Here is a 25,379-nt window from a genome sequence, read left to right as displayed (position 1 = left end):
GGCTCGTCGGCTCGTTACGCATGCGGAGCGAGCATCGCTTCGATGTATGCGGCCACCGCGCACACCGTCTCGTCATCGCCTTTGCGGCCGACAATCTGCAATCCCGCCTTGAGCGACGCCCCTTCAACCGGAACCGGTAACGTAAGCGCCGGATGTCCGCTCAGGTTGAAAGGCCGGATAAGCGACGACATTGCGATCACCGGAGTGCCCGCGCGCGCGGCCTCGATCGTGATCGGCAGCGATGGCATGGTCGGAAGAATGAGGACGTCGGCGTCCGCCAGCACGCGATCGACCTCGTCCGTGAAGTCGCGACGTATGCGCTCGGCTGCATCGAGCTCGGATACCGGCGTGTTCGCGGCGGCGCTCAACCGCGCCAGGATATCCGGGCCAAGCTTTCCGCTGCCGACGAGATGAGCGAACGCGCGCCACGTCTCGGCGTTGATGACGGCGAGACCGGCCGTGAACGCATCCTGAATGGATTCGAGCTGCACGGCGCGCGACGCGAGTCCGCTGCGCGCGACCGCGCTCGCCACCGCGTCGCGGATCCGACCTTCGGCTTGCACATCGGGCAACGCGACGCGTATCGCTGTCACGTCGCGGCGCGCACGGCCGCCCTGAAATGACGGATCGATTGCGAGCATTACGTCGATGACCGTGTTCATCTCCCGTGCAAACGGGCCGACACAGTCGAGCGACGTCTGGCGCGGCGCGACACCTTCACGCGACACGCGCCCGAAAGTCGGCTTCAGGCCGATCACGCCGCAGCATGCCGCGGGGCAACGCACGGAGCCGCCGGTATCGGTGCCGAGGGCGGCATCGACGAGCCCGAGCCCCACCGCCGATGCCGAGCCGCTCGACGATCCGCCGGGAATGCGCGCCGGATCTTGGGGATTGACGGGCGTGCCGCTGAAGTCGTTGAGGCCTGTCATGCCGAACGCCAGTTCGTGCATGTTCGCCTTGCCTGTAATGCGCCAGCCCGCATCGAGCAGCCGCTGCACGACTTGCGCGTGGCGCGGTGCGGGCGGCGCATCGGCGAGTGCGCGGCTGGCCGCGGTCGTCGGATAGCCGGCTATGTCGATACTGTCCTTGATCGCGATGGTCGGTGCATCGGCGGCGGCATGCGTCGCGAGATCGAATCGCTGCAAAAAGGCGCTCATGCACGGACTCCTTGCGCGGGGTTGAGTTGCCAGGGCGCGTCGAAAAGGCGTTCGGTGCGGAAGTGGCGAATCAGCCAAACGTCTTCATCGTGAGGCGACGGAGTGAAATCCACATCGAGCCGCGCCGAGATGAGCTCGGCGTTTGCATCGACATATCCGGATGCCTGCAACATGATCCAGCGGCCCTTCGCCGTATCGCCGTTCACTTCGATATGCTCGCTCGTCAGGAAGTGGACGTTGGTCGCGAAGTGCGGCGTGGGCGGCAGGTAGCGTTGCAGCATCGCGACGATAGCGTTCGGCCCCGCCAAGCGGCCGAACTTGTCCGCATACTGTGGACCGATGCCTTCCCACACGGCGTCATCGCTGAAGAGTGCCGTCAGCGATTCACCTTTGAGCGCGCGTGCCGGCACATCGCAGAGCGCCATGTATCGGGCGATGGTCTTGCGCACCGCGTTCTGCGCTTCGAGCACGCGCAAGCGCGCCTGCAGGCTCTCGATGATTTTGTCCGTCATGGCTTCACGTATTCTTATCGGCCCAAGGCGCGAGCGGTCTTTCCGCCCAGGCCGAAATCGGTATTCGGAATGTCTTTGATCAACACGCGCGTGGACTGCAAGGGCACATTCAGCACGGAAGCGCCGGTCTCCGACAGATGCGCGATCAGCGCTTCTTTCTGCGTCTGCGTGCGGCCAGCAATCAGGATCGCGATGATGACGGGCAATCCCGCCGCGCTGACTTTGCCGCCGAGGCCGCTATTGGATGCGGGCAACTCCGACAGCAGAATGCGCACGGATTCGGCCGGCGCACCGATCGCGTCGACGGTCGCTTGCGTGAGCCCTTGAATGAGCGATGCCTTGCGTTCGTCGGCGTGACCTTGAGGCAAATAGACTTCGAGTGTTGGCATGAACGTAGCGAATGGATAGCGCGCGCATCGCTGAAGGCAATGCCGGACGACCGACATCGACACGACGCGCGCATGACTTCAAAGCAGAAAGCCGATGGCGCTCAGCGCCTCGGTCGAGTCGATCAGGCGGATCACCTTCTCCGACAGACGCGGCTCGCCGCTCGACATATCGATCTTGTGCGTCAGGTCGGCAGCAAAGATCGTGGACAGACCGCGCTTGTAGGCAATCACGATCTGCGAGGACTTGACCTCGACGAGGTCCGCGCTGTCGCCAGAGAGCGTGAAGCGCGACACCGTGCGTACCGTGCGCGCCGCATCGGAGGCCGACGCCGAAAAGCCGGACGTCATACGCTGCACGCGCAACTCGCGCATGTGATGGTCATCGTATGCGTAGTTGAGCGTGGACGCGTAGTCGGTCGTCCGCGGATCGATCGGCACGACGTAATGGCCTTTCGGGTCCCACATATCCAGCCAGGCGCGATAGTCCCGGCGGTCGAGCAGTTCCGCTTCCCGCCAGATGAATGCGATCGCGCGCGCCAAGGTCTGGTCCGTGAAGAGTGCGTTGCGTTCGTCCATCATGCTTGCTCCATCATCGCGCGCCATTGTCTGTACGCTTCGCGCATGCCGGTTTCGTCGGTCGAATGCGCGGTCTTCTCACCGTTCGGTGCGGTCGTTTCGCGGTTGAGGCCGCGGTTCACGAGGATAGGTACGTCAGGGCCGGCGTATGAGCCGCGCTGCACGCGCTCCCACGCTTCGGCGTCGTCAGGGCTGCCGAAGCCCAACGGGCCCTGGAAGTGCTCGTGCATGCGCAAGCGCGCGCGATTGGCTTCCTCGGGGCCGCCGTCCATTCCCAGCGCGACATGGCGGATTTCCGTTTCCACCGCGGAGATCGGGCGCAGCACGCGGAAGAACGCCATCGAAAGCGCGAGGTTCGGAAACAGATTGAGGTTGAAGCCGACGCCCATCAGCGAACGCACGATGCGGCGCACTTCTTCGGGCGTGTGTTTCTCTGCGAGTTGCGCGGCGAGTTCATTGAAACGTTCGGGCAGCGGCGCGCCGTCGTCCTGATCGAGATCGACGAATTCCGGCATCAGCACGGCAAGGCTGTGACCATTGCCGAGCGATCGGCAGAACGCCTTGTCGCTCGTCATGAAGCTCGTGATGACGGCGGCCGTTTCATCGTCGATGGACTTCATCCATGACTTATGGACGACGGGAAAGTGATACAGGTCCGTCGTGTTCTCGAGCTGGATCTTCCAGTTGCCCTTGAACCTGAACTTGTGCTCGCCATTCGCCTTGATGGGGTAGCCCGCGCCCTGCTTCATGAAAAGATCGATCCACGGTTTGGCGCCGCCGAGGAAGTCCTCGAGCGGTTCGATCGATTCATCGAAGCTCGCGAAAATCAGCCCTTGATAAACGCCCACGCGCAGCTTCTTGAGCGGCAGATCGCCTTTCTCGCACACGCCTTCATAACCATCGCCGTAGGGCAGGGCGCGCAGCGTGCCGTCGAGCGCATAGGACCAGCTGTGATACGGGCATGTGAAACCCTTGGCGTTGCCCTTGTGCTCTTCGCAGACGGTCGCGCCCCGATGACGGCAACGGTTCTGCAACACGTTCACGGTTCCGGTCTTGTCGCGCACGACGATGACCGGCTGACGGCCGATGGTCGTCGTCACGAAGTCGCCGGGCTTCGGCAACTCGCTGTCATGCGCAACCCACACCCACGTCTTGTAGAAGATGCGTTCGAGTTCGGCCTCGAACAACTCCGGATCGTAGTAAAGCGAAGGCGCAATGCGATCGGACTCCGCGCGCCTGGCGAGCGCGCTGGTGTCGATGGTCTGATAGGTCGGCGTACTCATCGTATTCCTCGGAGAAGTTGAGTGGCTGATCGAACGACTGACGCGAGCTTGGCTGGGCGCTCGGCAAATCCTCTCGTTGACATCAGTCTCGCTTTTCGAGGATCATGCGTCAAATCGATTAAAAACGGGTCGCTCAATCAGTGCGGCCTATATCTCGGACGGCCCGTCATGACATCCATCGACCATATCGATCTGAATCTGCTGCGCGTTTTCCAGGCTATCGTGGAAGAGCGCAGCCTGACGCGCGCAGGCGAGCGTCTCGCGCTCTCTCAACCGGCGGTCAGCTATTCGCTCGGGCGATTACGCACCTTGTTCGACGACGCGCTATTCATCCGCACGCGCACGGGCATGCAGCCCACGCCCGTCGCGCTGGAATTGGCCGAAATCGTCGGGCGCGCGCTCGACACCGTGCGCCAGGCGTTGCGTTACGCCGAGCGTTTCGATCCGGCGACGAGCACGCGTACCTTTCGCCTGTCGCTCTCGGATGCGGGGGAGATGGCGTATCTGCCGGCGATCTGCGCCGCGTTGCACGATGCCGCGCCGCGCGCGAAGCTGGTGGTCGAGCCGTTGCCGGTCGAAGAAATCGAAGAAGCGTTGCGCGCGAGCCGGCTGGATTTCGCGATCGGCAACTTGCCGTCGCTATTGCCGCGCACGCGCCATTGCGTGCTATTCGAGGAATCGTATGTATGCATGACCCGCAAGCGCGACGATCTGCCCGAAGGCACGAAGCTGAAACTCGCGCAGTTCCTTGCCGCGTCGCACGTTCAGGTTCGCTCGCTCGAACACAGCCATGACGCGCTCGACGATGCGCTGCGCGGACGAGGCGTCGGACGCAATATCGCGCTGGCGTTGCCGCATTTCGTGGCGGTGCCCGGCGTGCTGGCTGCAACGGATCTGTTCGCCACGCTGCCGGAAAAGCTCGCGCATATCCTCAACAGAGGCGAGGCGTTCAACATTTACGCGCTGCCTGTACCGTTGCCGAGAGTGGCCGTGACGATGCACTGGCACGAACACTTTCACGACGACGAAGGCAACGCGTGGATGCGCGCCCTGATGACCGACACCCTCGCGAGCTTCAAGACGATGTGATTTCGCTCAGAGATCGAGCACCAGCACGGGCGAACGGGAACGCGACACGCAGCAGCAAATCACGCTGTTGCTCGCGCGTTCCGCTTTGCTCAAACAGTGATCGCGATGCTCGGGCTCGCCGCTCACGACATCCACCATGCACGTACCGCAAACGCCTTCGCCGCACGAGGTATCGACTTCTATGCCGATGGAGGCGAGCGCATCGACGATCGACGTGCTCTTGTCCACGCGAACCGTTTGTCCGCTGCTTGCGAGTTGCACCTCGAAGCTGTCCAACGAGGCTTCGGCCGTGGCAATCGGCTCGGCTTTGAAGCGCTCCAGATGGATCGCGTCCGCGGGCAGGCGAGCTTGCGCCGTCTCGACCACGGCATCCATGAAGGCGCTCGGCCCGCATGTGTAGACGTGTGCGTTCGGACCGGCATCGCGGATACATTCGTCGAGCTTGTCGCGCTGCTCGTGCCGCTCGACGCCGAAATGCAGCTTCACGTACGCGTTGAACGGGGCACGCGTCAGCAAGGTCATGAATGCCGCATGCGCCTCGCTGCGCGCGAAGTAATGCAGCGTGAAGCGCGCATTGCTCGCGACGAGGCGATAAGCCATCGACAGCAAGGGCGTGATGCCGATGCCCGCGCCGATCAGAATGTGCTCGCTTGCGGCCGCGTGAAGCTGGAACAGACTGCGCGGCGCGCCGACGGAAAGCTCGGAGCCCACGGTCACTTCCTCGTGAAGCGAGCGTGAACCGCCGCGCGATTGCGCTTCCTTCTTGACCGCGAAGATCTGCGTCCGGAGACATGCCGGATCGCCGCAGAGCGAGTACTGACGCGTGACACCCGAGGGGCCGGTCACATCGATATGCGCGCCGGGCTCATAGGGTTCGAAGGGCGCGCCGTCGATTCGCGAGACGCTGAACGAGCGCACGCCGTGCGCTTCCTCGCGCAACGCGTCGACTCGGACTTTCACGGTTTGAGCTTGCATGATCGCCTTCCTTTCGATGTGTTTCCCACAACCATGCATCGATCTTAGAGCCGCACGCCGAATAAGAAAAATAGGCTAAAAATCGTGTATCGCATCAATGTGACTGATGACGCGTTTCGTGCGTGAAGCGCAGCGTGACGACCGTCACGAGACTGAGCGCGATGAGAAACACCGCGACGGGCCAGGACGCGTGATAGTGTGAAAGCAACGCGGTTGCGAGGAGCGGCGACAGACCGCCAGCGAAAATCGAAGCCACTTCATGCCCGAGCGCAACGCCCGAGTAGCGCACTTCCGTGCTGAACAATTCGCCGACGAGCGCAGGCAAGGTGCCGATCATCGCGCCGTGACAGACGGCCGTGCCAAGCACCAGCGCAAGCCAGATGAGCGGTGTCGAATGCGTGTCCAGCAGCCAGAAGAACGGGAAGGCCATCGCCGCGAGCGATGCGGCGCCGATCATATACACGGGCTTGCGTCCGATGCGATCGGAGAGCTTGCCCCACAGCAGCATTGCGATCATTTCGACGACCATCGCGAGCATGACGCCGGTGAGCATCGTCGAATTCGGAATGCCGATGAACTTGCCGTACACCAGCGAAAACGCGAGAAAGATGTACGCGCCGCCGTTCTCCGCGACGCGCAGGCCCATCGCCATCAGTATTTCCTTCGGATGACGCTTGATCGCTTCGAGCACCGGCATGTGCGACGTCTTGCCCGCTTCTTCCGCGTTCTCGAAGTCGCGACTCTCAGGCAGGCTATGACGAATGTAGACGCCGAGCGCGAAGATCACGATGCTCGCGAGAAACGGCAGGCGCCATCCCCACGAGATGAACTGATCGTGCGGCAAGGCCTGCACCGCGAGAAACGCCGCCGAGGAAAGAACGAAACCGCCGCCGACGCCGAGCTGACTCCACGCCGCGTAATAGCCGCGCTTTTCAGGCGGCGCGTTCTCGCTGATCATCAGCACGCCGCCGCCCCATTCGCCGCCGGACGCGATGCCTTGCAGCAGGCGAAGTGCGACGAGCGCAACAGGCGCCCACAGACCGACGTGATCGTAAGTCGGCAACAGGCCGATGCCGAACGTCGCGAAGCCCATGATGAGCAATGTCCAGACGAGCGACGCGCGCCGTCCATAACGGTCGCCGATATGGCCGAACACGATACCGCCGAGCGGCCGTGCGACGAAGCCCATCGCGAATGCCGCGAACGCGCCGAGCGTGCCGATCAGCGGGTCCGCATTGGCCGGAAAAAACAAACTGCCGAACACGAGTGCGGCCGCCGTTCCGTAGACGAAGAAGTCGTACCACTCCATCGCGTTGCCCGCGACCGACGCAATGACGATACGTCTGAGCGTGCGATCCGGCATTGCCGCGCTGGTTTCGGCGGTCGAGGTATGAACTGTTGCCATGTCTGCTCGCATTGAATGAGAAGGGCTGCAGCCTCCTTGAGGCTTCGCATGACAAACAGTGTCGTGGCGACACTCACCCCGGTCAAATTCGCCGAAAAGAACGCGTGATATCAGCCCAGCAAATGAGCGTCACGCGTCGGGCTGGCGAAACATCGAATGGATCGTATTGCGCAGCCACGCTACGCCCGGATCGCTCGTGAATTGCGTGTGCGAGTGCACCTGAATCTCGATGGGCGGCAGCGCAAAAGGCAATGGCAGAATGCGAAAGGCCTTACTACGATTGAAGCGCAGCGCGATGCTCTTGGGGAAGAGCACGGCAAGGTCCGTGTTCATCACGATTTCGGGCGCCACGACGAAATGCGGCAGCCGGACCGCGACATCGCGCTTGAAATTCAGCTCGTCGAGCCATTGCTCGACCATGCGATGGCCCGTCGCGTTGGTGCTCGCGTAGACGTAGCGCAAGGCGGTCAGGTCGTCGCGTGTCGGCCGCGACTTGCGTAACGGATGATTGGCGCGCACGACGCATACATGCTCGTCGACGAATAGCGTCTCGCTCACGCATCCCGCGTCGAGACCCGGTACATAGCCGAGCGCAAGATCGATTTCTCCGGCGCGCATGGCGCTGCTTACGGATTCCACCGGAACATTGACCGCTTCGATTCGAATGCCGCGCGCCTCGCGGTCGAGCAGCGCGACGAGCGGCGGCAGAAAAAAGAATTCCGACATGTCCGACATCGAAATGCGAAACACGCGCCGGGCGGTCGCGGGATCGAAGCTGGCGAGTTGCTGGACCGCCTCGTTGATGATCGACAACGCCTGCGCGAGCGGCGGATACAGCCGATGCGCGGCATCGGTCGGCACCATGCCGGTGGGCGTGCGCACGAAAAGCGGATCACCGAAGATCGTGCGCAAGCGCCGTAGCGCATGACTGACCGCGGGCTGCGTCAGTTCGAGACGTTCGCCGGCGGCGGTCAGGCTGCGCAAATCCCAGATGGCGAGGAACACGCGCAGCAGATTGAGATCGGCGATACCGGAGTTGGGCTTCGTCATACACGGTTGACTCACGAACGAGCGCTGGTCGCGCCATGCGGCCATCAATGTGTGGCGAGATTACCGTATGTGCTGTGCATTGCAAAATGCGGCGTGGCTCCGCGATAGGGCGGCAAGGTATGGAAATCGCGCCGCATCGATTCGCGCACCGGCGAGGCGAGTGCGTCGGCGAGCGCGGGCGCATCGTCGAAGACGACCTTGTTGCGCTGCATCGCATTCGCGCGCGTGCAAGGCAGGCCGATGGTGCAATCGATGCGCGTGTAGATCTCCAGCTCGCGCAATCGCGGCAAGGTGGACATCAACGGCGCGTGATGCCGCAGGTAATGCGCGAGCCATGTGTCGAAGTCCTCGGCGGGCCCTTCGTACGCGACGAGATAGGTGCAGCGCTGAATGCGCGCTTGGGTGGATGGCGCGTGCGAGGCCAGCGCGCGCACGGCCATGACTTGCTGCATGAAGCGCCCGGCGATCAAAGGTTCTCGAAGCGCGCGATGGATCGGGCCATCGAGTCTCGCGGCAGCTTCGAGCGCGGCGAGTTCATCGAAATACAGTTGAAGCACGCACGATGGCGCATCGGCCGCGGGCGGAATGCGCGGATCGACGTGTTGCGCCATCGGCTCGTGCACGACCAGACTGCGTAAGCCGTCGATGCGCTGCAATGGCGCAATATCGACCAACGGGCGCTGTCCGCCCGCACCGATCAGAAACAGGCAGATTTGCATGCTTACGCCGCCTCGCAGGAAGCAGCCGCGCGCGCGAGCCGATGAAACTGCCGGCCGAAGTACACAAGCCCATCGCCGTCTTCGCGCGAGCCGATGTGTTCTACCTGTACGAAAAGCACTGAATGCGAACCGACCTGCTTGTCGTCGACGATACGGCCTTCGAGACTCGCGATTGCATCGTCGAGCACGGGAAGTTGCAATGCGCCAGGCCGCGAACCGCAGCGCGCAAAGCGTTCGTCCATCGAGCCTCCGTCCATGCCCGCGAACGCGCGCGCCAGTTCCTGCGCGTGCGCGCCCAGCACGTTGATGCACGCCCGGCCGTTAGCGAGCAACACATCGTGAACGTAGCTCGACTGATTGATGCAGACGAGCATCGTGGGTGGCGTATCGGTCACGGAGCACACGGCGCTTGCCGTGATACCGCAGCGTCCGTGCGGGCCGTCGGTGGTAATGACGTTGACGGCGGCGCCGAGCGAGGCCATCGCGTTGCGAAACTGTGTGCGCGCTTGATCGTGTGTCATGGCAGATGTCCTTTCAGGATTCGCGGGTTCAGGGATACGGCGTAACGGGCGGAATGCCGACGAAGATCGCGCCCGATGCGTCGTAATTGCCTTCGCCGAGAAAGGCGTGTTGCGTGACGACGATCGAATCGCGTACCAGACGCTGCATCCGGTTCTCGCGGTAGATCGCGCCGATGCCCGCCATCTTGTACGCCTGCATCACGATATCGGCGCAGGTGTGGGCGGCGTGCGTCGCCGACAGACGCAGCAAGTTTGCTTCGGCAGGCAACACCGGGTCGCCCGCGAGCACCGTGCGCCACGATGCTTCCGCGCACTCGAAGAAGAACGCCCGCGCGCTGCGCAGTTGTGCTTCCGCCTGCGCGAGCCCGGAACGATAGTAGGCGCGATCGGCGAGACGCGGCGCACCGGTCGTGGTTTTCGTCACGCCGGACATCCCCGCCAGCAGGTCGAGCGCCGCGCGCGCCAGGCCTATGTTCACTGCCGCATGCACCTGCGCCTGATACGCGACGGCGGGATACCGGTACAGCGGTTCATCGATCAGCGGCGTGCCGCCGCGCACGAAGGTCCATTGTTCCTCGACGTATTTGTCCTTCAGGCGCAGATCATGGCTGCCCGTGCCCTGCATGCCGACCACGTTCCAGTTATCGACGATCTCCACTTCGCTCGCCGGGAAAACCGCAGTAAAAGGCTTGCCGGCGTTCTTGTCGTCGGTGCCGGCCGGCGCCCCGCCGATTCCCACGCCGATCCAGTCCGCGCCCTTGCAGCCGCTCGCAAAGCGCCACTGTCCCGACACGAGGAATCCGCCGGGCGCGCGCTCGGCCTTTTGCAGCGGATACAAGCCGCCGGCGAAGACCTGATCGGGACCGGCCGCATAGATTCGCGCCTGGGTCTCCACAGGCAGTGAAGCCAGGTACGTGTTCGCGGAGCCGAACGCCGCGACCCAGGCGGCCGATCCGTCCGCGATCGCGATACGTTCGAGCATCTCGAGGAAGCGCGCGGGCGGCAGCGCATCGCCGCCGAAACGTTTGGGCGTGCTCGCGCGGAAAATCCCCGCGCGCTTCATCTTGCCGACCATATCGCGCGGCACGTGGGACAGGGCGTCGAACTCGTCGCGGCGGCGCTCGACTTCCTCGATCAGCGTATCGAGGTGCAGCGGTCCAGCGTACTCGGGATAGTCGTTTTGCGAATCGATGATGGCTTCGCTTCGAAGGGCTTGCATAGGTGATACCTCTCGGTCGATGTGTGTCGATGTCATTCGGGCTGACGGCGTGCAGCGGCGCGCATCGCTTTGGGATACGTCTCGCGTGCGAGCAGCGTGGCGACGACGGTGATCAGGCCGAGTACGCCCAGATAAATGGCGACCGGCACGGCGCTGTGATAGTGGGCAAGCAACGCGGTGGCGATCATCGGCGAGAGGCCGCCGCCGAGTACGGAAGAGACTTCCCGCCCAATGCCGAGTCCCGAGAAACGCAGGTGCACCGGCAACATCTCGCTGATGAACGCGGGTTGCGCGCCTTCGAGAATGCCAAGCGTGATGCTGTTCGCGAGGACGAGCGCCGCAACCACCTTCCAGTACTCGCCCGAGCCGAGCAGCGCGAAGTACGGCCACGCGACCAGCACGATGGCGATTGCGCCGGCGAGATACACCGGCTTGCGTCCGACCTTGTCGGTCACCCAGCCGAAGAAGAGCGAAACGGGGATCATCAGCAGCATCGAAATGCACAGGCCGCTCAGAACCCAACTCGACTTGATGCCCAGAAACTGCCCGTAGGCGATCGAAAATGCGAAGAAGAGGTAGGACGCCGCGCCCTCGCCGAAGCGCAGGCCGAACACGGTCAGCACTTCGCGCGGACATTGGCGCAGCACTTCGATGACAGGCATCCGGCTTTCGTGGCGCGTCGCCTTGACTTCGGCGAATGCGGCACTTTCTCCGACGGAGCGGCGCATCCACAAGCCGAGAAGAACGAGTGCGGCGCTCGCGAGAAACGGAAGGCGCAATCCCCAGCTCTGGAAGTCGCCCGCCGGCAAGTTCTGCACCAGCAGGAACGCACCGGTGGACAGGACGAAGCCGAGTGCCGCGCCACACGGGCTCCACGCCGCGAGCGCGCCGCGCTTCGATTGCGGCGCGTTCTCGTGGATCAGCAGGATACTGCCGCTCCATTCGCCGCCGGCGGCCAGTCCCTGAAGAATGCGCAACAGAACGAGCATCACGGGCGCCGCAATGCCGACCTGCTGATAGGTCGGCAAAACGCCCATCAGGACCGTGGCGGTGCCCATCGTGAGAAGGGTCAGCATCATCACGACCTTGCGGCCGTAACGGTCGCCGATATGTCCGCATAGCACGCCGCCGATGGGTCGCGCGATGAAGCCGACCGTGAAGCCGCCGAATGCGGCGATGGTGCCCGTGAGCGGATCGGTGCCGACCGGAAAGAACAGCTTGCCGAAGACGAGCGCGGCGGCGGTGCCGTACAGAAAGAAGTCATACCACTCGAGGATCTGGCCGAGCACTGCCGTCGTGACTGCACGGCGCACGTTGCTTGGGCGACGAGCCGATCGGGTTTGAGCGAGCGCGCTCAGGTCGGAATTCAGAGCTTCAGGGTTCATGGTTGGGGAAGACATGAGGTGATGGTTCCCGCTTCCCTGATGCTCAAGAAGCGGTGCGAGTCGTATCGATGCGATGCGATGGGCCCACGATATGAGCCTCGATAATCGCGGTCAAATTCGAGACAAAAATGCGCGACATGAATCTGGTGCATGTGCCGTTGCATGTCGTACGGAATAGCCCTTGCCTCGCATGACATATCGATCGCGCTTATCGCCGGTCATGCTTTTGGCTTATTTGCCGCGTGAAACGAGCGGCCGCAGACTGCGTGGCGCATCGCATTCATCACCGCAATGAGCCTTCATTGCGTCAATCAACAGAACGACTCGCATGGAACACGCACGTATGAAACTCGCCTTGGGAACTTCTCTGGCGCTGCTTGCAGTTGCAGGCACGGCGCACGCACAAAGTGCGGTGACGCTGTACGGCATCGTCGACGATGGCTTCAACTGGACATCGAACGCCGGCGGCCACAATCTCTACAACCTGTCGAGCGGCGTCATGCAGGCCAGCCGCTGGGGATTGAGGGGCAGGGAAGAGCTTGGCGGCGGGCTTGCTGCGCTGTTCGTACTCGAGAACGGCTTCGACCTGAATAACGGCTCGCTTGCGCAGAAGAACCGCGGCAGCACGCAAGGTCTGATGTTCGGCCGGCAGGCGTACGTGGGCTTGTCCAGTGCTTACGGCACCGTGTTGCTCGGGCGGCAATACGATTCGGTCGTGGATTATGTGGGCCCGTTCGAGTCCGGTACCCAGTGGGCGGGATATATCGGCGCGCATCCAGGCGATCTGGATAACCTCAACAACGCGTATCGCGTGAACAACGCGATCAAGTTCGTCAGTAAGGCTTACTACGGCGTTACCTTCGGCGGCGTCTACGGTCTGGGCGGCGTCGCGGGTGCGGTCTCGCGCAACCAATTGTGGTCGCTCGGTGCGGGCTATGCGAACGGCCCGCTGACGTTGGGCGTCGGTTACCTGAACGCGCGCAATCCGAACGTCGGCTTCTTCGGCGACAACGGCGCAAGCACGCCGCCCGCTGCGAGCGCGAACTTTATCTCTTCGCCCGTCTATAGCGGCTATGCATCGGCTCGTACCTATCAGGTGGTCGCGGCAGGCGCTGCTTATGCATTCGGCGCGGCCACGGTGGGTGCAACGTATTCCAACGTGCAGTTCAAGAACCTCGGCGATACCGCGAACTCCGGTCCCAATCCGCGCGGCTATTCCGGCAATGCGAACTTCAATAACGTCGAAGTCAACTTCAGGTATCAGCTCACGCCGGCGCTCCTGCTCGGCGCGGCATTCGACTACACGAAGGGCGGCGACGTCGATTCGGCCACCGGCAACAATCCCGGCGCCAAGTATTACCAAGGCGCGCTCGGCGCCGATTACTTCCTGTCTAAGCGCACCGATGTCTATCTGATCGGCGTGTACCAGAAGGCATCCGGCATCGATTCCACCGGCACAGCGGCGGTTGCGGCGATCAACAACCTCACGCCGTCGACGAGCGATCGTCAAAGCACGGTCCGCGTGGGCATCCGCCACAAGTTTTGAAGCCAGCCGACATTCGCGCCGGGATGTCATCCATTTCATGGATGGCATCAACCACATTTGATCTATTTGACGGATATGCGGGTGCGGCCTAATTTGTCGTCGAGACGACGCGTGAGTCCGCGCGTGGTACCGCGGAACGGAAGAGCTGTGTCGTACCCCCCATACCTATGGAGACAACATCGTGAGCGTCAAAGTATTCGATACGAAGGAAGTTCAGGGCCTGCTTTCGGCCGCCGCCAATCTCGGCAGCGATAACGGCAATGCACGTGCGAAGCAGATCACGCATCGGCTGCTAAGCGACCTGTTCAAGGCCATCGACGACCTCGATATGACGCCCGATGAAATCTGGGCAGGCGTGAACTACTTCAACCGGCTCGGTCGCGACGGGGAAGCGGCCTTGCTCGCGGCGGGTCTCGGTCTCGAGAAGTTTCTCGACATTCGCATGGATGCGCAGGACCGTCACGCGGACATTCACGGCGGCACACCGCGTACCATCGAAGGTCCGCTGTATGTGGCGGGCGCACCGTTGCGCGATGGTGTGGCGAAGATCGACCTCAATCCGGACGATGACGCCGGGCCGCTTGTCATTCGCGGCACCGTAACCGGTCCCGACGGCAAGCCTGTCGCGGATGCCGTCGTGGAGTGCTGGCATGCAAACTCGAAAGGCTTCTACTCGCATTTCGATCCGACCGGCGCACAGAGTGACTTCAACTTGCGTGGCGCGGTGAGAACAGGACAAGACGGCAAGTACGAGTTCCGCACGCTCATGCCCGTAGGCTATGGATGCCCGCCTCACGGTTCGACGCAAGAATTGCTGAACGCGCTTGCACGGCATGGCAATCGTCCTGCACACGTTCATTTCTTCGTGACGAGCGATAACTTCCGCAAGCTGACCACGCAGATCAACATCGAGGGCGATCCGCTCATTTGGGATGACTTCGCGTATGCCACGCGCGAGGAATTGATTCCTCATGTCGTCGAAAAGAAGGGCGGCTTTGCGCTCGGTCTAAAGGCGGACGCTTACAAGGAAATTCAGTTCGATATCGCGCTGACTCGCCTCGTCGAAGGCAAGGACAATCAGCTTGTCAGTCGTCAGCGCACGGCGGTGACGGCTTAAGTCGGCGAAGCGGCTGACTCCGCTTCCATTTGCTGCGGCAGCGACGATGTTCATCGCGTTGGCGGCGATGGGCGAGAGTGACGAATCACCTGATCGCGGGTGCTACGCTCTGCAGCAAAGCCTGAAGGTCGTCGATGTTGAAGGGCTTGGAAAGAATCGTTACACCGGCGTTTTTTGCTCGTTCGAACTCGTCGGCATAGCCGGTCATCAGCGCAATAGCCTGCTTCGGCCATTTCCGCCGCACTTTTTCCGCAACATCGATTCCGTTGTTGAGCCCAGGCATTTGAATGTCGGAGAGAATGAGATCGAACTTCGCGCCGTCCTCCAGCAGACCTAGCGCTGCATCTCCGGTGAGTTCGTGTCGGGATTGCCAGCCGAACACCTCCAGTACGGCCGAAAGTCCCGCGGCCACTTCCTCGTTGTCTTCGACCAGCAAAATGGAACCCTTGGTCGCCTCCGTCACCGTGACGGGTGGTGAGGGAGACACGGTCGTCGCTTTGGCTTTGGCTTCGGCCTGCCCGGAGCCACGGGGAAGAATGAGCGACACGGTCGTTCCTTTACCTTCCTCGCTCTCGATGCGTGCTGTTCCGCGCGCCTGCTCGCACATTGCGATGACCTGCGCAAGGCCGAGCCCCGTGCCAGCGTTCGCGGCTTTGGTCGTAAAAAGCGGCTCGAATGCGCGTTGCATCACTGATGCCGGCATGCCGACGCCGGTATCGGAACAAGCGATGACAACATAGTCACCGGGCTTCAGGCTTCCTTTCGAAGTATCGAGCGTGATGTTCCTGGTGCGAATGGTAAAGTCGCCGCCGCCGGGCATTGCATCCCTGGCATTCACCGCAAGGTTTATCAGCGCCGATTGAAGTTCGGTTTGGTCAACGTAGATTGGCCAGATTTCGTCAGAAGACCTGATGTGAAAGCGGATGCGCTCATTGAGCGACATCTGAATCAGAGAGGCTTCCCGTTCGAGCCAATCTTTGACATCCACGAACTCCTCACGCAGCGGTTGCTTGCGAGCGACGCTGAGTAGCCGCCTTGCCAGGACCTCCGCCGAAGCGGAAGCCCGTTCCACTGCGATGACTTCTTTCTCCAGTCCGTTGAAGTGCTTGCGACGGGCCAGTTCCATGTTCGCCTTGACCACCATGAGGAGATTGTTGAAGTCATGCGCGACGTTTGCCACGAGATTGCCGAGTGCGCCCATACGCTTCATCTGACGGCTTGTTGCTTCCGCGGAAACGCGCATCCCGAACTCGGCTTTCCATCTGTCCCACGCCGTTCGTTCACGTTTCAGACGGCTCAAACTGAACACGACCAGAAACCAGATGCCTACGCATGGAACCAGCGTCGCGATGGCGATAAGACCGTCGTGTCGCAACCATCTGTATGTAACCGTCGAGACCGGGATTCCGGAGGTCACGTAAAGCGGGTATGAGCCGACCTCTCGATACACCAGGAGCTTCTCGACGCCGTCGAGCGTCGAGAAACCCTTGAGACGTCCGCTTTGCCGATTAGCCTGAATAGCTTCCAGCAAGGGTTGACTGCTTGTCGGTGCGCGTCGCGCTTTTGGCTCGGGAAATCGAACGAGCGTAGTACCGTCGCTTCGGAAAAGGCCCACCGTCAAAGCCCGGTCATGTGCGGTCAGCCGGTCGTAGAACGACGAGAAATAATCGCGTCGAAGGGATATGGCCAAGACACCGAGATACTGGCCACTCGAGTCGTATCGAGGGAACGTCACATCGAAAACGTCCCGAGCCGGGTCGGATATTTGTTCGGGCCGCAGCATGCCAACTGCCGCAGAAGCGGCATGGCGTGCAGACCAGATATCCGAGCGGTCTCCAATCGATTGAAGGCCGACCGGATAGGTGCTGCTGCTGGCAAGCAAATTTCCTTTCCGGCTAAAGACAGCAATCGAGAAAACCGATGGCACCCGCTCGGCGGTTTGCCTCAGAAAGCGATGAACAGATTGCTGTCGCGCGCGAAGTGGGACATCCCCGTCGTCACCGAGAAAGGCCATTATTCGAAGCGATACCTCCTGATTCACGTCGAGGACTTTTACGGCCTGCTCCTCGGCAACTCGCGAGAGTCTGTCGATTCCTTCAGTCGAATCCGCGATTCTGGTTTGAAAACCGAAATAACCGTACGTGGCGAGAAAAAGCAATGGTGTGATGATTGATGCTGCAAGCACCGCGAGCAGCATGCGCCGGGTCACGCCAAAGTCGCGTGGCGGAACGGGGATATCGAGCGCAGTGCTGTCCGGGACAGATGTTTCCTGATGGGCAATCATGGGACTTCGGGGCGGGGCGCGAAGGCGAAGTCTATTCAGATGTTCGTACGACGTCAAACTTACCGTTGGCGCGGCGATTTCTTGAAGCCGTGCGTCTGTGTTTGGCGAGCGTTCGTATTGACTGATACGTCGCTAGATTTGTGGCCGACGCCGTAAAACTTACTTGAATCTGAACAAGATTGGAGAACTCCCATGCTTCACCAACTCGATGTCCGTAGAACCCTTGCGTTGTCGGTTTCCATCGCGACGTTGTTAGCTGCAAGCTCGGCAGTTGCAGGTGGAAATGGCAACGGTGGAAATGGCAGCGGCGGATCTCACGGTGCCGCCACGTCGGGCATGACGTATCACAGTGAGCCGGTATCGAGCCCTTGGAATCGAGTTCCGGGGGACATGCCGAGAGAGGTAAATTCGACGGATGCCAAAGCGCGCTCGACGTCGGCGGGTACGCCCGATATGTCGATGGCACCGGGAGAATAGGGTATCGGGTAATCGACTGGAAGCGGGCGGCGACGTTCTCGCGATGTGAATGTTTCGGATGCCGATTCAATTGCGCAGCAATCGACGACTTACCCGCACCGCATCCGACCGACGGCGAAGCCGGTCAACCCCGGCGCGGGCGAAGCCGATCTGGCAATGCGCGGCGCGACGCCGCCTCGCCAGTCGTACCTGTTCGCTTACTGGCTCGCACCCGCGGGTGCGTCGCTGGCGGCGGTCGCCGGGAAGCTGGCGGCAGCCGGCGCGGATGACCCTGCGCTGTCGCTTGCCGCGGTGCCTCCGCCGCTCGTATTGCGGTTGCAGCCCGACGTCAAGCAGACGGACGCCGTCACTGCGGCGATCAACATGGCCCTGATCGTGATGGTTCGGTTCATGGCGTGCTCCTCATGGACTTATCGAGTCAAATGGCGCTGCGTTCGACCGGCAGCGCCGATGTCAGTCGGGTGACTTCAGGCGGTCGCCTTCGCTTTGCGTGCCCGGCGGTGTTCCCGGCTTGGTAGCGGGACCGGCGTCCGGCGCGCGATCCTCGTTGGGGCCGCGCGGCGCCGGCTCCTTCGGGTTCGCCGGGATGTTCTCGGTGTGTCCCGGCACCGGCTGCCCTTCGATATGCTGCGGCGTCTGTTCGTCGGTCATGATTGCCTCGTCGATGCCTGATGGTTGTCCGGCTTGGGATCGGGTTCCGCCGTGGTATCGGTGCCGCTCTTGCCATTGCTGCGGTTGGTGATCTCGCCGGTTTCGTCGAGGACGTCGTCGGGATCGTCGTCGGCATCCTCGTCGGGAGCCGACAGCCATTGAAGCAGCGGCAGACGCGCTGTGTACTGCGATGCAGGCATGAAGAAGTGGGTCATGGTGATCGCTCGATTGGCTGAAGGTAGTGAGATCGAGCAAGCGTTATTCCATCAGCGTGACGAGCGCATGCATTGCCGACTCCGCACTCAGGCGCCGTTGCCATCGCTTCGCGCTGCGCCGCGCATCTCGTCCGCCGGACGCGGAAAGCCCGTGCGGTCAAGATAAAGCTGGGCGTAATGCTCCGAGCGTTCGCTGCGCTGCCGCGCCCGGTCATCGGACAGCGAAGTCACCGCGCGCGCATCGAGCGCGGTGACGCCCGCGACGTTGAGCAAGGCGCCGAGCGCACGCGTGTGCGCGCCTTGCCGGCGTTCGCGTGGCGCCGTCGCCACGGTCATCAGATCGAGCGCGTCGCCGCCGATGCGCGCCATCAGATACGGAGACGGATCGCGCGACGAAAGTATGCCGATGCCGCAGGCAATCTCTCTCAGCCCATACAGCCTGACGAGGCCAGGGCTGACGCGCAGGCCGGACATGCGTGCGACGGTACGGGGCGCAAGCAGTTGGGCGGTTCCCAATGCGAGACTGAAGAATGCGAGTCCACGGGCAAGCGAGTGGCCCTTCGCTTGCTGGTTGTCGGTCGCGGGATACTGGCTCATGGTGTGTTCCGGCTAGGTATGACGACTGGATGAACGAACATGTCGAAGCCTTCTGCAAGGCTTATTTCTTCGCTTCCTGACCGGATGCCGAGCGGTCGAGATATTCGGTCGAGATGGAAGGGATGTGTTCGAGCAGCCATTGCGCCATTGCCTGCTCCTGAGGCAGGATCCGTTCGCACGCGGCCCGGGTTTCGGCATCGCCGCAGCGCGTCGCTGCCGCAATCAGCGAGGTGTAGGACGCGATCTCCATGTTCTCGAACACATAGCTCATGATGGCGCCTTTCACGACTTCGTCGGTCATCGTCATGCCGCCCGCCGCTTGCGCGAAGGCCATCATCTTGGCGGCAAGATCCTTGACCGTCGATGTGCTGCCGCCGAGCCGCTCGATGCACGCGGCGACGATCTTCTGCTGGTCCAGCGTTTCTTCCAGATGCTGATCGATACGCGCCTTCAGTTGCGGATAGTGCTCGAGGCGCCCGGACTGCGCGCGCAGCATTTGCTCGGCTTGCTGTTCCATCGCGTGCGCGTCGCGAAGCCAGTCGAGCAGGTGTTCGGTCGGTTGAGCCATGGTGTCTCCCGGATCGATGTGAACGGATGAGCGAAGCAATCGCGCTTCGCGCTGCCCGATGACTCGCAATCGTCATGCCGCGCATGTTCGTGGCATGACGACGAATAGTTAGGATGCCCTTCGTACTGTTGCGACATGAAAATAAAGCGCGATACTTTAAGCGCGCCTTGAATGGCGCGTTATCTTCCGTGGCTTCAGCCCGCCGTTTTCAGGCGGGCCTTTTTTTTGCACAAAGTCGCATCGAGCGGGGCAGATGGATCGACCAGCCCGTGCCCGATGTGCGGGCGAGTCACGCGCTTCCCGAGCATCTCGGGTACGCTTCGTCCGCTGCCGAAAGAAGGCATGAACATCGCACGCACCAGGAGTTTTTCCCATGCTCGCCGCAATTGCTACATTGCTCGTTTTCCAGTGTCTCGGAGAAGGGCTTTCCTATCTCTTCAGCCTGCCGGTGCCCGGCCCGGTCATCGGCATGCTTCTGCTCGCCGGATACTGCGCATTGCGTCCGGCCGCCGCGGCCACGCTCGAACCCACGGCGCTCGAACTGCTCCGGCACCTGTCTCTGCTGTTCGTGCCGGCGGGCGTCGGCATCATGGTTTCGGCGCATGCGCTGCGCGGCGACGTGCTTGCCGTCGTGTTCTCCGTTGCAGTCAGTACCACACTCGCGATCGCCGTCACCGCGCTCGTCATGCGTGCGATGCTGCGCGGCCGCCGCCGCGTCGCCCATGAACACGGAGACCGCACATGATCCCGGTGCCGCACTTCGGAGCGATCTGGGTCTATCTGGCGGCCACGCCGCTGCTCGGCCTTACCATCACGCTGCTCGCGTACCTCATCGCGCAGCGCATCTACGCGGCGTGCCGCTTCAATCCGCTCGCCAATCCGGTGCTGATTTCGGTGGCCATCGTCGTCGTGGTGCTCAAGACGAGCGGCACGGCCTACGAAACGTATTTCGACGGCGCGCAGTTCGTGCATTTTCTGCTCGGGCCGGCCACGGTCGCGCTGGCGTTGCCGCTTTATCGGCAGTGGGCGAATCTGAAGCGGCTCGCGTGGCCGATTCTCGTGAGTCTCGCCGCCGGCTCGCTGACCGCGATCGTATCCGCCGTGTCCGTGGCGGCCTTGCTCGGGGCGTCGCGTCAGTCGATTGCATCGCTCGCGCCGAAGTCCGCGACGACGCCCATCGCGATGGCCGTGGCGAAGGAGATCGGCGGCGTGCCTTCGCTGACGGCGGTGCTCGTCATCACGACGGGCGTGTTCGGCGCCGTCACCGCGCGGGGTATCCTCAATGTGCTGCGCGTTTCCGACGTCGAGGCGCGCGGCTTCGCGCTCGGCGTGGCGTCGCATGGCATCGGCACGGCGCGCGCCTTTCAGGTCAGCGAAGAGATGGGCGCGTTCGCCGGCCTCGGCATGGGGCTGAACGGCGTGTTTACCGCGTTCGTCGTGCCCGTTCTGCTGCCTGTGTTGTCGACGCTGCTGTGATGTCCGCGCGCCCGGCTTGAATGTCGCACGGAATAGCCATTGCTGGCGACGACGGCATGGGTCGCGCCCCTCGCGACGTCACAACCGCCAAGGAACCTGTCCATGTCACAGCCTGCACTGTTCCAACCTGCGCGCTTGCGCAATCTGACCCTCGCCAATCGCATCGTGATCGCGCCGATGTGCCAGTACTCCGCCGAAGACGGCTGCATGAACGACTGGCATCTGATTCATCTCGGTCAGCTCGCGCTGTCCGGCGCGGCCTTGCTCACCATCGAAGCAACGGCCGTGCTGCCGGAGGGACGCATCACATATGCGGATGTCGGTCTCTGGAACGACGAAACCGAAGCGGCGCTGAAGCGCACGCTCGACGGCATCCGGCGATGGTCGGACATGCCGGTCGCGATCCAGTTGAGTCACGCGGGACGCAAGGCATCGACCGATGTGCCGTGGGAAGGCGGCGCCCAGATTCCAGCCGATCACGCGCATGGCTGGCAGACCGAAGCGCCTTCGAGCGTCGCCTATGAGGACGGTGAAGCGCCGCCGGTCGCGCTCGATGCGGCCGGACTCGCGCGCATCCGCGATGCGTTCACGGCGGCCGCCACGCGCGCGGCGCGTCTCGGCATCGATCTCGTTCAGATCCACGCGGCGCATGGCTACTTGCTGCATCAGTTCTTGTCGCCGTTGTCGAACCGGCGCGACGATGAATACGGCGGTTCGCTCGAGAACCGCATGCGTTTTCCGCTCGAAGTGTTCGACGCCGTGCGCGCCGCATTTCCCGCCGAGCGGCCGGTGACGATCCGCGTGTCCGGCACCGATTGGGTCGACGGCGGCTGGGACATCGAGCAGACCGTCGCATTCGCCAAAGCGCTCGAAGCGCGCGGCTGCGATGCCGTTCACGTATCGAGCGGCGGGCTTCATCCGGCGCAGAAGATTCCGGTCGGGCCGAGCTATCAGGTGCCGCTCGCGCGCGCCGTGAAGCAGGCGGTCGGGATGCCGGTCATCGCGGTCGGGCTGATCACGGGCATCGAACAGGCGGAGGCCATCGTCGGAACCGGCGATGCCGACATGATCGCGCTCGCGCGCACGGCCCTGTACGACCCGCGCTGGCCGTGGCACGCCGCGGCGGAGCTGGGCGCACAGGTGCGCGCGCCGAAGCAGTATCTGCGCTCGCAGCCGCATCAGTACCGGCATCTCTTCGAAGAAGACTGATCGTGCGATGCGGTCGCGCGCTCGAAGGGAGCGACGCTTGCAAGCCGGTTCTCATGGCGGCGTTCGTTCGCCGCCTTTCGCGCCGGGCGCGAGCACGTTCGGCAACACCGGATTCTCGGGCTGCGTATAGCGCACCTGCACGAGACGGGTGATCGCAGCGAGGCTCTCCTCGGCGGAATCCCGATGTTCGCGCTCGACGGCGGCGGTTTCGTCGGCGAGTTCGGCGTCGCCGATTACATCGCGGAACCATGTCGAATAGTCGCCGCGCCGCAGATGAAAGAGCCATGTGTCTTCATCGACGCCATCGGCCAGTTCGAGGAAAAGCGTGAGGTTGTGCGCGCGCAGCTTGAGCCGATTCTCCGGCCCGCGAAAGTAGAAACTGCGCTCGGGGATAAGCATGCCCGCCGCATATTTGCGCACATGACGGCGACGCTGCGTTTTGGCCGGCTCCACGCGAACGATGCGCGGATCGCCCCAGGCGTCGCCGCTGAGCGGCTCGCGCCGCCAGACGAGCGCCTGACCGACTTCGGGCGCGCCCGATAGCCGGCGCGGCATCGCGATGCCCGCGGCGCGCGCGAACTCCTCGAGCGCTTCCCAGGCGCCGGGACCTGCGCCGATGAACACGTTGACGCGTTCGAGCACGCGCTGCGAGATCGCGTTCGGATGCACCGTCGCGAAAATGGCCGGGCCGAGTTGCTCCGGCAGGGTTTCGTCGGCGGCGTTCGCGGCGTTCGGGAAAAGCTGATGCGCCTCGTCGAACAATATCCAGTGCGGCCGCCCGTTGAGCGCGCGCGTCGATTGCAGCTCGGCGAGCAGTTCGGCGCAGTACGAAGGCCGCTCGGCGAACGCAACGTGCATCAGATTCGCGACGACAGGCTGGCGCGGCTGACGCAGCAACTTCATGATGTCGTCGCCTTTGGGCGCGTGCTCCGCATTGCCGATGGCGAGCGTCTTTTCGAGGTTGTCGAAATCGCCTTCCGGATCGAGCGCGCAGAACTGATATCCCGCCGCGCACAGACGCTCCATGAGTCCGGTCAACAAGGTCGACTTGCCGCCGCCCGACTGCCCGGCGAGCAGCGCGACGGTGCCTTGCTGTTCGAGCGTTTCGGCGGTGTCTTCATCGTCACCATCGCCGCCATCGCCGCTTACGGTGCGATGCCCGATCAGCAGGTTGTGCCGCGCGTCGCATCGGCTCAGGTGTGCGAGGTCGTCGGCCAGAATCTTATCGATGAGTTCCGCGACGCCCGCCCCGGCGACGCCTTCGAGACAGATATCCGCGTGCGCCTTCAGCACATCGAGCGCGTTGCCGACCGCGGCGCCGAACTCGCACGCGTCCAGCAGCGGATGATCGTTCTGCGCATCGCCGACGCCGACGGCATTGCGCGGCGAGAGCGCCATCGCATCGAGGGCGGCATCGAGCCCCGTCGCCTTGCTGATGCCGGGCGCGAGAATCATCACCGCGTCGCCGTTGAACACGACGTGCAGATCGAGGCCGAGTTCGCGGATCGCTTCGTGCGCCTGTTCGTCGTACGGGCGTGATGTGGCGACGAGCGTCTCGCTCACGCTCAGGTGCTTCACGCCGCGTTGCCGCATCGCTTCGACGAACGCGGCGGGCGGCGGCGGCGCGAGAAGCGTGCGTTCGCGCGTCGCCGGGTGATAGAGCACGCCGCCGTTCTCCGCGACCACATACGAAAACCGGTCGATGCCGTCGCACAGACTCAGCAGATCGTCGAGTTCGCGGCCGGTGACGAGCACCATATGGCGGCCGGATTCGCGCAGCCGGTCGACGGCGCGCCACGTCGCTTCATCGACGCGGCCATGCTGCGCCAGCGTGCCGTCGTAATCGCTTGCAAGCACCATGCAGCGCATTCAAACCTCCGTCAATGTGAGCCGCGCGGTGCGCTCGCGCACGAGCCGCTCGTAGACCTCGACATAAGCACGCCCCATGCGCTCCGCCGTGAAAAACTGCTCGAAGCGCGCGCGGCATGCGCGCCGGTCGATCTCCGGCAATCGCGCGACGGCTTCGACCGCCTCGTCCTCGTCGCGCACGATGAACCCGCTCACGCCATGCTCGATGATCTCCGGCACCGAACCGCGCCCGAACGCGATGACCGGCGTGCCGCACGCGAGCGCTTCGATCATCGCGATGCCGAAGGGCTCCGGCCAGGCGATCGGAAAGAGCATCGCGCGGGCATGGCCGAGCAGTCCGCGCTTGCCGTGATCGTCGAGTTCGCCGACGAATTCGACGTGCGGCGCCTCGATGAGCGGTTCGACATCGCGAATGAAGTAGGGGCGATCCGCTTCGTCGATCTTCGCCGCGATCCTGAGCGGCACGTTCGCCCGCCGCGCGATGCGGATGGCCGCGTCCGGTCCCTTCGATGGCGCGATACGTCCGACGAACGCGAGATGCTGTTCCGCCTGCGCCTGAAACGGCAGCAACGCCGCGGGCATGCCGTGATGCACGGTCGCGGTCCAGCCGGCCCACGGCATCGGCTCGCGCTGCGCATCGGAGATGGACACGAGCGGCACATCGGCGAAACGCCGGTAAAGCGCGTCGAGGCCGGGCACGTCGAGCCGCCAGTGAAGCGTCGTAACGTGCGCGGCATCGAGCCGGCGCGCGTACGGAAAGCTCATGTAGTCCGTATGAAAATGCACGATGTCGAAATCGCCGGACGCGCGCACGACGTCCTCGAGCATCGCGAAGTGGAAGGCTTGCGGATCGGCGGTGTCTTCGAGCAGTCTCACGGCGCAGTCCGAACTCGCGACGAGCTTCGCGCGTGTGCGCGAGTCGGCGCTTGCAAAGAGCGTGACGTCGTGTCCCATCTTCACGAGTTCTTCCGTGAGCCAGGACACGACGCGCTCTATGCCGCCGTAACGTCGCGGCGGCACGCTCTCATAAAGAGTGGAAACCTGGGCGATGCGCATGGCCAATTACGCGAGTGAATGCAACCGGGAACGG

General features: G+C 63.1%; 26 protein-coding genes. 7 read left to right on the top strand and 19 right to left on the bottom strand.

All coding sequences use genetic code 11. The features are described 5' to 3' along the window. Positions 1 to 14: 14 nt before the first annotated feature. The 5 genes from NCS67_RS26430 to NCS67_RS26410 all read right to left on the bottom strand — a co-directional run bounded on the left by NCS67_RS26430 (position 15) and on the right by NCS67_RS26410 (position 3,917). Positions 15 to 1,157, bottom strand: coding sequence for an amidase (locus NCS67_RS26430; protein WP_250437288.1), 1,143 nt, complete (start codon positions 1,155 to 1,157; stop codon positions 15 to 17). Then, complete coding sequence (locus NCS67_RS26425; RefSeq protein ID WP_250437287.1) at positions 1,154 to 1,669, bottom strand: nuclear transport factor 2 family protein; 516 nt, start codon at positions 1,667 to 1,669, stop codon at positions 1,154 to 1,156. Before NCS67_RS26425 ends, NCS67_RS26430 begins: the two co-directional genes overlap by 4 nt. Before the next feature lie 14 nt (positions 1,670 to 1,683). Beyond that, positions 1,684 to 2,058 (bottom strand): tautomerase family protein, encoded by a 375-nt coding sequence (locus NCS67_RS26420; protein ID WP_250437286.1) that lies wholly within the window; start codon positions 2,056 to 2,058, stop codon positions 1,684 to 1,686. 78 nt (positions 2,059 to 2,136) lie between these two features. Further along, the gene (locus tag NCS67_RS26415) at positions 2,137 to 2,637 is read right to left on the bottom strand and encodes an aromatic-ring-hydroxylating dioxygenase subunit beta (RefSeq protein WP_008346726.1); all 501 of its coding nucleotides are present in this window, start codon (positions 2,635 to 2,637) and stop codon (positions 2,137 to 2,139) included. Next, complete coding sequence (locus tag NCS67_RS26410) at positions 2,634 to 3,917, bottom strand: aromatic ring-hydroxylating oxygenase subunit alpha (RefSeq protein ID WP_008346725.1); 1,284 nt, start codon at positions 3,915 to 3,917, stop codon at positions 2,634 to 2,636. Before NCS67_RS26410 ends, NCS67_RS26415 begins: the two co-directional genes overlap by 4 nt. 168 nt (positions 3,918 to 4,085) lie before the next feature. Here NCS67_RS26410 and NCS67_RS26405 point away from each other — a divergent pair, with 168 nt between their 5' ends. Continuing rightward, entirely contained in the window at positions 4,086 to 5,006 is a 921-nt protein-coding gene (locus tag NCS67_RS26405; protein ID WP_008346723.1) for a LysR family transcriptional regulator, read from the top strand. A gap of 6 nt (positions 5,007 to 5,012) precedes the next feature. Here NCS67_RS26405 and NCS67_RS26400 read toward each other — a convergent pair whose 3' ends face one another. From NCS67_RS26400 to NCS67_RS26370, 7 genes are all read right to left on the bottom strand, one after another. Continuing rightward, positions 5,013 to 5,981, bottom strand: a complete 969-nt coding sequence (locus tag NCS67_RS26400) for a PDR/VanB family oxidoreductase (protein WP_008346721.1) — start codon at positions 5,979 to 5,981, stop codon at positions 5,013 to 5,015. Positions 5,982 to 6,075: 94 nt separating this feature from the next. Beyond that, on the bottom strand, positions 6,076 to 7,386 hold the full coding sequence (locus tag NCS67_RS26395) for an MFS transporter (protein WP_033535799.1): 1,311 nt from the start codon (positions 7,384 to 7,386) through the stop codon (positions 6,076 to 6,078). Positions 7,387 to 7,515: 129 nt separating this feature from the next. Then, entirely contained in the window at positions 7,516 to 8,436 is a 921-nt protein-coding gene (locus tag NCS67_RS26390) for a LysR family transcriptional regulator (protein WP_250437285.1), read from the bottom strand. A gap of 44 nt (positions 8,437 to 8,480) precedes the next feature. Next, the gene (locus tag NCS67_RS26385) at positions 8,481 to 9,155 is read right to left on the bottom strand and encodes an ethyl tert-butyl ether degradation protein EthD (protein WP_250437284.1); all 675 of its coding nucleotides are present in this window, start codon (positions 9,153 to 9,155) and stop codon (positions 8,481 to 8,483) included. A 2-nt stretch (positions 9,156 to 9,157) separates the two neighbouring features. Then, positions 9,158 to 9,676 carry a flavin reductase gene (locus tag NCS67_RS26380; protein ID WP_250437283.1) on the bottom strand — a complete coding sequence of 173 codons (519 nt, stop codon included), beginning with the start codon at positions 9,674 to 9,676 and terminating at the stop codon, positions 9,158 to 9,160. A gap of 28 nt (positions 9,677 to 9,704) precedes the next feature. After that, positions 9,705 to 10,895 (bottom strand): acyl-CoA dehydrogenase family protein, encoded by a 1,191-nt coding sequence (locus NCS67_RS26375; protein ID WP_008346712.1) that lies wholly within the window; start codon positions 10,893 to 10,895, stop codon positions 9,705 to 9,707. 32 nt (positions 10,896 to 10,927) lie between these two features. Then, entirely contained in the window at positions 10,928 to 12,280 is a 1,353-nt protein-coding gene (locus NCS67_RS26370) for an MFS transporter (protein ID WP_250437331.1), read from the bottom strand. A gap of 343 nt (positions 12,281 to 12,623) precedes the next feature. On the opposite strand from NCS67_RS26370, the gene NCS67_RS26365 reads away from it, so the two are divergent. Together NCS67_RS26365 and catA are read left to right on the top strand one after the other, a co-directional pair. Continuing rightward, the gene (locus tag NCS67_RS26365; protein ID WP_250437282.1) at positions 12,624 to 13,826 is read left to right on the top strand and encodes a porin; all 1,203 of its coding nucleotides are present in this window, start codon (positions 12,624 to 12,626) and stop codon (positions 13,824 to 13,826) included. Between the two features lie 181 nt (positions 13,827 to 14,007). Continuing rightward, complete coding sequence (catA, locus tag NCS67_RS26360) at positions 14,008 to 14,943, top strand: catechol 1,2-dioxygenase (protein WP_175981631.1); 936 nt, start codon at positions 14,008 to 14,010, stop codon at positions 14,941 to 14,943. An 85-nt stretch (positions 14,944 to 15,028) separates the two neighbouring features. On the opposite strand, the gene NCS67_RS26355 is transcribed toward catA, so the two are convergent. Continuing rightward, positions 15,029 to 17,227, bottom strand: a complete 2,199-nt coding sequence (locus tag NCS67_RS26355) for a hybrid sensor histidine kinase/response regulator (RefSeq protein WP_250437281.1) — start codon at positions 17,225 to 17,227, stop codon at positions 15,029 to 15,031. Between the two features lie 522 nt (positions 17,228 to 17,749). Here NCS67_RS26355 and NCS67_RS26350 point away from each other — a divergent pair. Next, positions 17,750 to 18,169: a hypothetical protein gene (locus NCS67_RS26350; protein WP_250437280.1), complete on the top strand. Its 420-nt coding sequence runs from the start codon at positions 17,750 to 17,752 to the stop codon at positions 18,167 to 18,169. On the opposite strand, the gene NCS67_RS26345 is transcribed toward NCS67_RS26350, so the two are convergent. The 4 genes from NCS67_RS26345 to NCS67_RS26330 form a co-directional block, all read right to left on the bottom strand. Further along, on the bottom strand, positions 18,158 to 18,355 hold the full coding sequence (locus tag NCS67_RS26345; RefSeq protein ID WP_008346702.1) for a hypothetical protein: 198 nt from the start codon (positions 18,353 to 18,355) through the stop codon (positions 18,158 to 18,160). The genes NCS67_RS26350 and NCS67_RS26345 overlap by 12 nt on opposite strands. Continuing rightward, entirely contained in the window at positions 18,352 to 18,570 is a 219-nt protein-coding gene (locus NCS67_RS26340) for a hypothetical protein (RefSeq protein ID WP_250437279.1), read from the bottom strand. Before NCS67_RS26340 ends, NCS67_RS26345 begins: the two co-directional genes overlap by 4 nt. Before the next feature lie 87 nt (positions 18,571 to 18,657). Continuing rightward, positions 18,658 to 19,167 (bottom strand): hypothetical protein, encoded by a 510-nt coding sequence (locus tag NCS67_RS26335; RefSeq protein ID WP_008346698.1) that lies wholly within the window; start codon positions 19,165 to 19,167, stop codon positions 18,658 to 18,660. A 61-nt stretch (positions 19,168 to 19,228) separates the two neighbouring features. Then, positions 19,229 to 19,735, bottom strand: a complete 507-nt coding sequence (locus tag NCS67_RS26330) for a ferritin-like domain-containing protein (RefSeq protein WP_008346696.1) — start codon at positions 19,733 to 19,735, stop codon at positions 19,229 to 19,231. 373 nt (positions 19,736 to 20,108) lie between these two features. On the opposite strand from NCS67_RS26330, the gene NCS67_RS26325 reads away from it, so the two are divergent. The 3 genes from NCS67_RS26325 (at position 20,109) to NCS67_RS26315 (ending at position 22,420) form a co-directional block, all read left to right on the top strand. Beyond that, a complete protein-coding gene (locus NCS67_RS26325; protein ID WP_008346694.1) occupies positions 20,109 to 20,480 on the top strand; it encodes a CidA/LrgA family protein in 372 nt (123 codons plus the stop codon). Then, positions 20,477 to 21,211 (top strand): LrgB family protein, encoded by a 735-nt coding sequence (locus tag NCS67_RS26320; protein ID WP_250437277.1) that lies wholly within the window; start codon positions 20,477 to 20,479, stop codon positions 21,209 to 21,211. Before NCS67_RS26325 ends, NCS67_RS26320 begins: the two co-directional genes overlap by 4 nt. Positions 21,212 to 21,313: 102 nt before the next feature. Beyond that, positions 21,314 to 22,420, top strand: a complete 1,107-nt coding sequence (locus tag NCS67_RS26315; protein ID WP_250437275.1) for an NADH:flavin oxidoreductase/NADH oxidase — start codon at positions 21,314 to 21,316, stop codon at positions 22,418 to 22,420. 51 nt (positions 22,421 to 22,471) lie between these two features. On the opposite strand, the gene NCS67_RS26310 is transcribed toward NCS67_RS26315, so the two are convergent. Continuing rightward, entirely contained in the window at positions 22,472 to 24,289 is a 1,818-nt protein-coding gene (locus NCS67_RS26310; RefSeq protein WP_250437274.1) for an HAD-IIB family hydrolase, read from the bottom strand. After that, entirely contained in the window at positions 24,290 to 25,345 is a 1,056-nt protein-coding gene (locus NCS67_RS26305; protein ID WP_250437273.1) for a glycosyltransferase family 4 protein, read from the bottom strand. It abuts the gene before it with no gap. Positions 25,346 to 25,379 lie beyond the last annotated feature (34 nt).

The sequence above is a fragment of the Caballeronia sp. ATUFL_F2_KS9A genome (genome assembly GCF_023630765.1).
In the GTDB taxonomy this organism is placed as follows: domain Bacteria; phylum Pseudomonadota; class Gammaproteobacteria; order Burkholderiales; family Burkholderiaceae; genus Caballeronia; species Caballeronia zhejiangensis.
The sequence above is the reverse complement of the archived record's forward strand: the minus strand, read 5'-3'. Positions and strand labels throughout refer to the sequence as shown.

What these genes read in the sequence shown, in the direction of transcription:
- NCS67_RS26315 (WP_250437275.1), top strand. Translation starts at nt 21,314, where the DNA reads ATGTCACAGCCTGCACTGTTCCAACCTGCGCGCTTGCGCAATCTGACC.
- NCS67_RS26395 (WP_033535799.1), bottom strand. Translation starts at nt 7,386, where the DNA reads ATGGCAACAGTTCATACCTCGACCGCCGAAACCAGCGCGGCAATGCCG.
- NCS67_RS26425 (WP_250437287.1), bottom strand. Translation starts at nt 1,669, where the DNA reads ATGACGGACAAAATCATCGAGAGCCTGCAGGCGCGCTTGCGCGTGCTC.
- NCS67_RS26380 (WP_250437283.1), bottom strand. Translation starts at nt 9,676, where the DNA reads ATGACACACGATCAAGCGCGCACACAGTTTCGCAACGCGATGGCCTCG.
- NCS67_RS26390 (WP_250437285.1), bottom strand. Translation starts at nt 8,436, where the DNA reads ATGACGAAGCCCAACTCCGGTATCGCCGATCTCAATCTGCTGCGCGTG.
- NCS67_RS26355 (WP_250437281.1), bottom strand. Translation starts at nt 17,227, where the DNA reads ATGATTGCCCATCAGGAAACATCTGTCCCGGACAGCACTGCGCTCGAT.
- NCS67_RS26400 (WP_008346721.1), bottom strand. Translation starts at nt 5,981, where the DNA reads ATGCAAGCTCAAACCGTGAAAGTCCGAGTCGACGCGTTGCGCGAGGAA.
- NCS67_RS26375 (WP_008346712.1), bottom strand. Translation starts at nt 10,895, where the DNA reads ATGCAAGCCCTTCGAAGCGAAGCCATCATCGATTCGCAAAACGACTAT.
- NCS67_RS26365 (WP_250437282.1), top strand. Translation starts at nt 12,624, where the DNA reads ATGAAACTCGCCTTGGGAACTTCTCTGGCGCTGCTTGCAGTTGCAGGC.
- NCS67_RS26320 (WP_250437277.1), top strand. Translation starts at nt 20,477, where the DNA reads ATGATCCCGGTGCCGCACTTCGGAGCGATCTGGGTCTATCTGGCGGCC.
- NCS67_RS26345 (WP_008346702.1), bottom strand. Translation starts at nt 18,355, where the DNA reads ATGACCGACGAACAGACGCCGCAGCATATCGAAGGGCAGCCGGTGCCG.
- NCS67_RS26305 (WP_250437273.1), bottom strand. Translation starts at nt 25,345, where the DNA reads ATGCGCATCGCCCAGGTTTCCACTCTTTATGAGAGCGTGCCGCCGCGA.
- NCS67_RS26415 (WP_008346726.1), bottom strand. Translation starts at nt 2,637, where the DNA reads ATGATGGACGAACGCAACGCACTCTTCACGGACCAGACCTTGGCGCGC.
- NCS67_RS26385 (WP_250437284.1), bottom strand. Translation starts at nt 9,155, where the DNA reads ATGCAAATCTGCCTGTTTCTGATCGGTGCGGGCGGACAGCGCCCGTTG.
- NCS67_RS26325 (WP_008346694.1), top strand. Translation starts at nt 20,109, where the DNA reads ATGCTCGCCGCAATTGCTACATTGCTCGTTTTCCAGTGTCTCGGAGAA.
- NCS67_RS26340 (WP_250437279.1), bottom strand. Translation starts at nt 18,570, where the DNA reads ATGACCCACTTCTTCATGCCTGCATCGCAGTACACAGCGCGTCTGCCG.
- NCS67_RS26330 (WP_008346696.1), bottom strand. Translation starts at nt 19,735, where the DNA reads ATGGCTCAACCGACCGAACACCTGCTCGACTGGCTTCGCGACGCGCAC.
- NCS67_RS26310 (WP_250437274.1), bottom strand. Translation starts at nt 24,289, where the DNA reads ATGCGCTGCATGGTGCTTGCAAGCGATTACGACGGCACGCTGGCGCAG.
- NCS67_RS26405 (WP_008346723.1), top strand. Translation starts at nt 4,086, where the DNA reads ATGACATCCATCGACCATATCGATCTGAATCTGCTGCGCGTTTTCCAG.
- NCS67_RS26410 (WP_008346725.1), bottom strand. Translation starts at nt 3,917, where the DNA reads ATGAGTACGCCGACCTATCAGACCATCGACACCAGCGCGCTCGCCAGG.
- NCS67_RS26430 (WP_250437288.1), bottom strand. Translation starts at nt 1,157, where the DNA reads ATGAGCGCCTTTTTGCAGCGATTCGATCTCGCGACGCATGCCGCCGCC.
- NCS67_RS26370 (WP_250437331.1), bottom strand. Translation starts at nt 12,280, where the DNA reads ATGAACCCTGAAGCTCTGAATTCCGACCTGAGCGCGCTCGCTCAAACC.
- NCS67_RS26335 (WP_008346698.1), bottom strand. Translation starts at nt 19,167, where the DNA reads ATGAGCCAGTATCCCGCGACCGACAACCAGCAAGCGAAGGGCCACTCG.
- NCS67_RS26420 (WP_250437286.1), bottom strand. Translation starts at nt 2,058, where the DNA reads ATGCCAACACTCGAAGTCTATTTGCCTCAAGGTCACGCCGACGAACGC.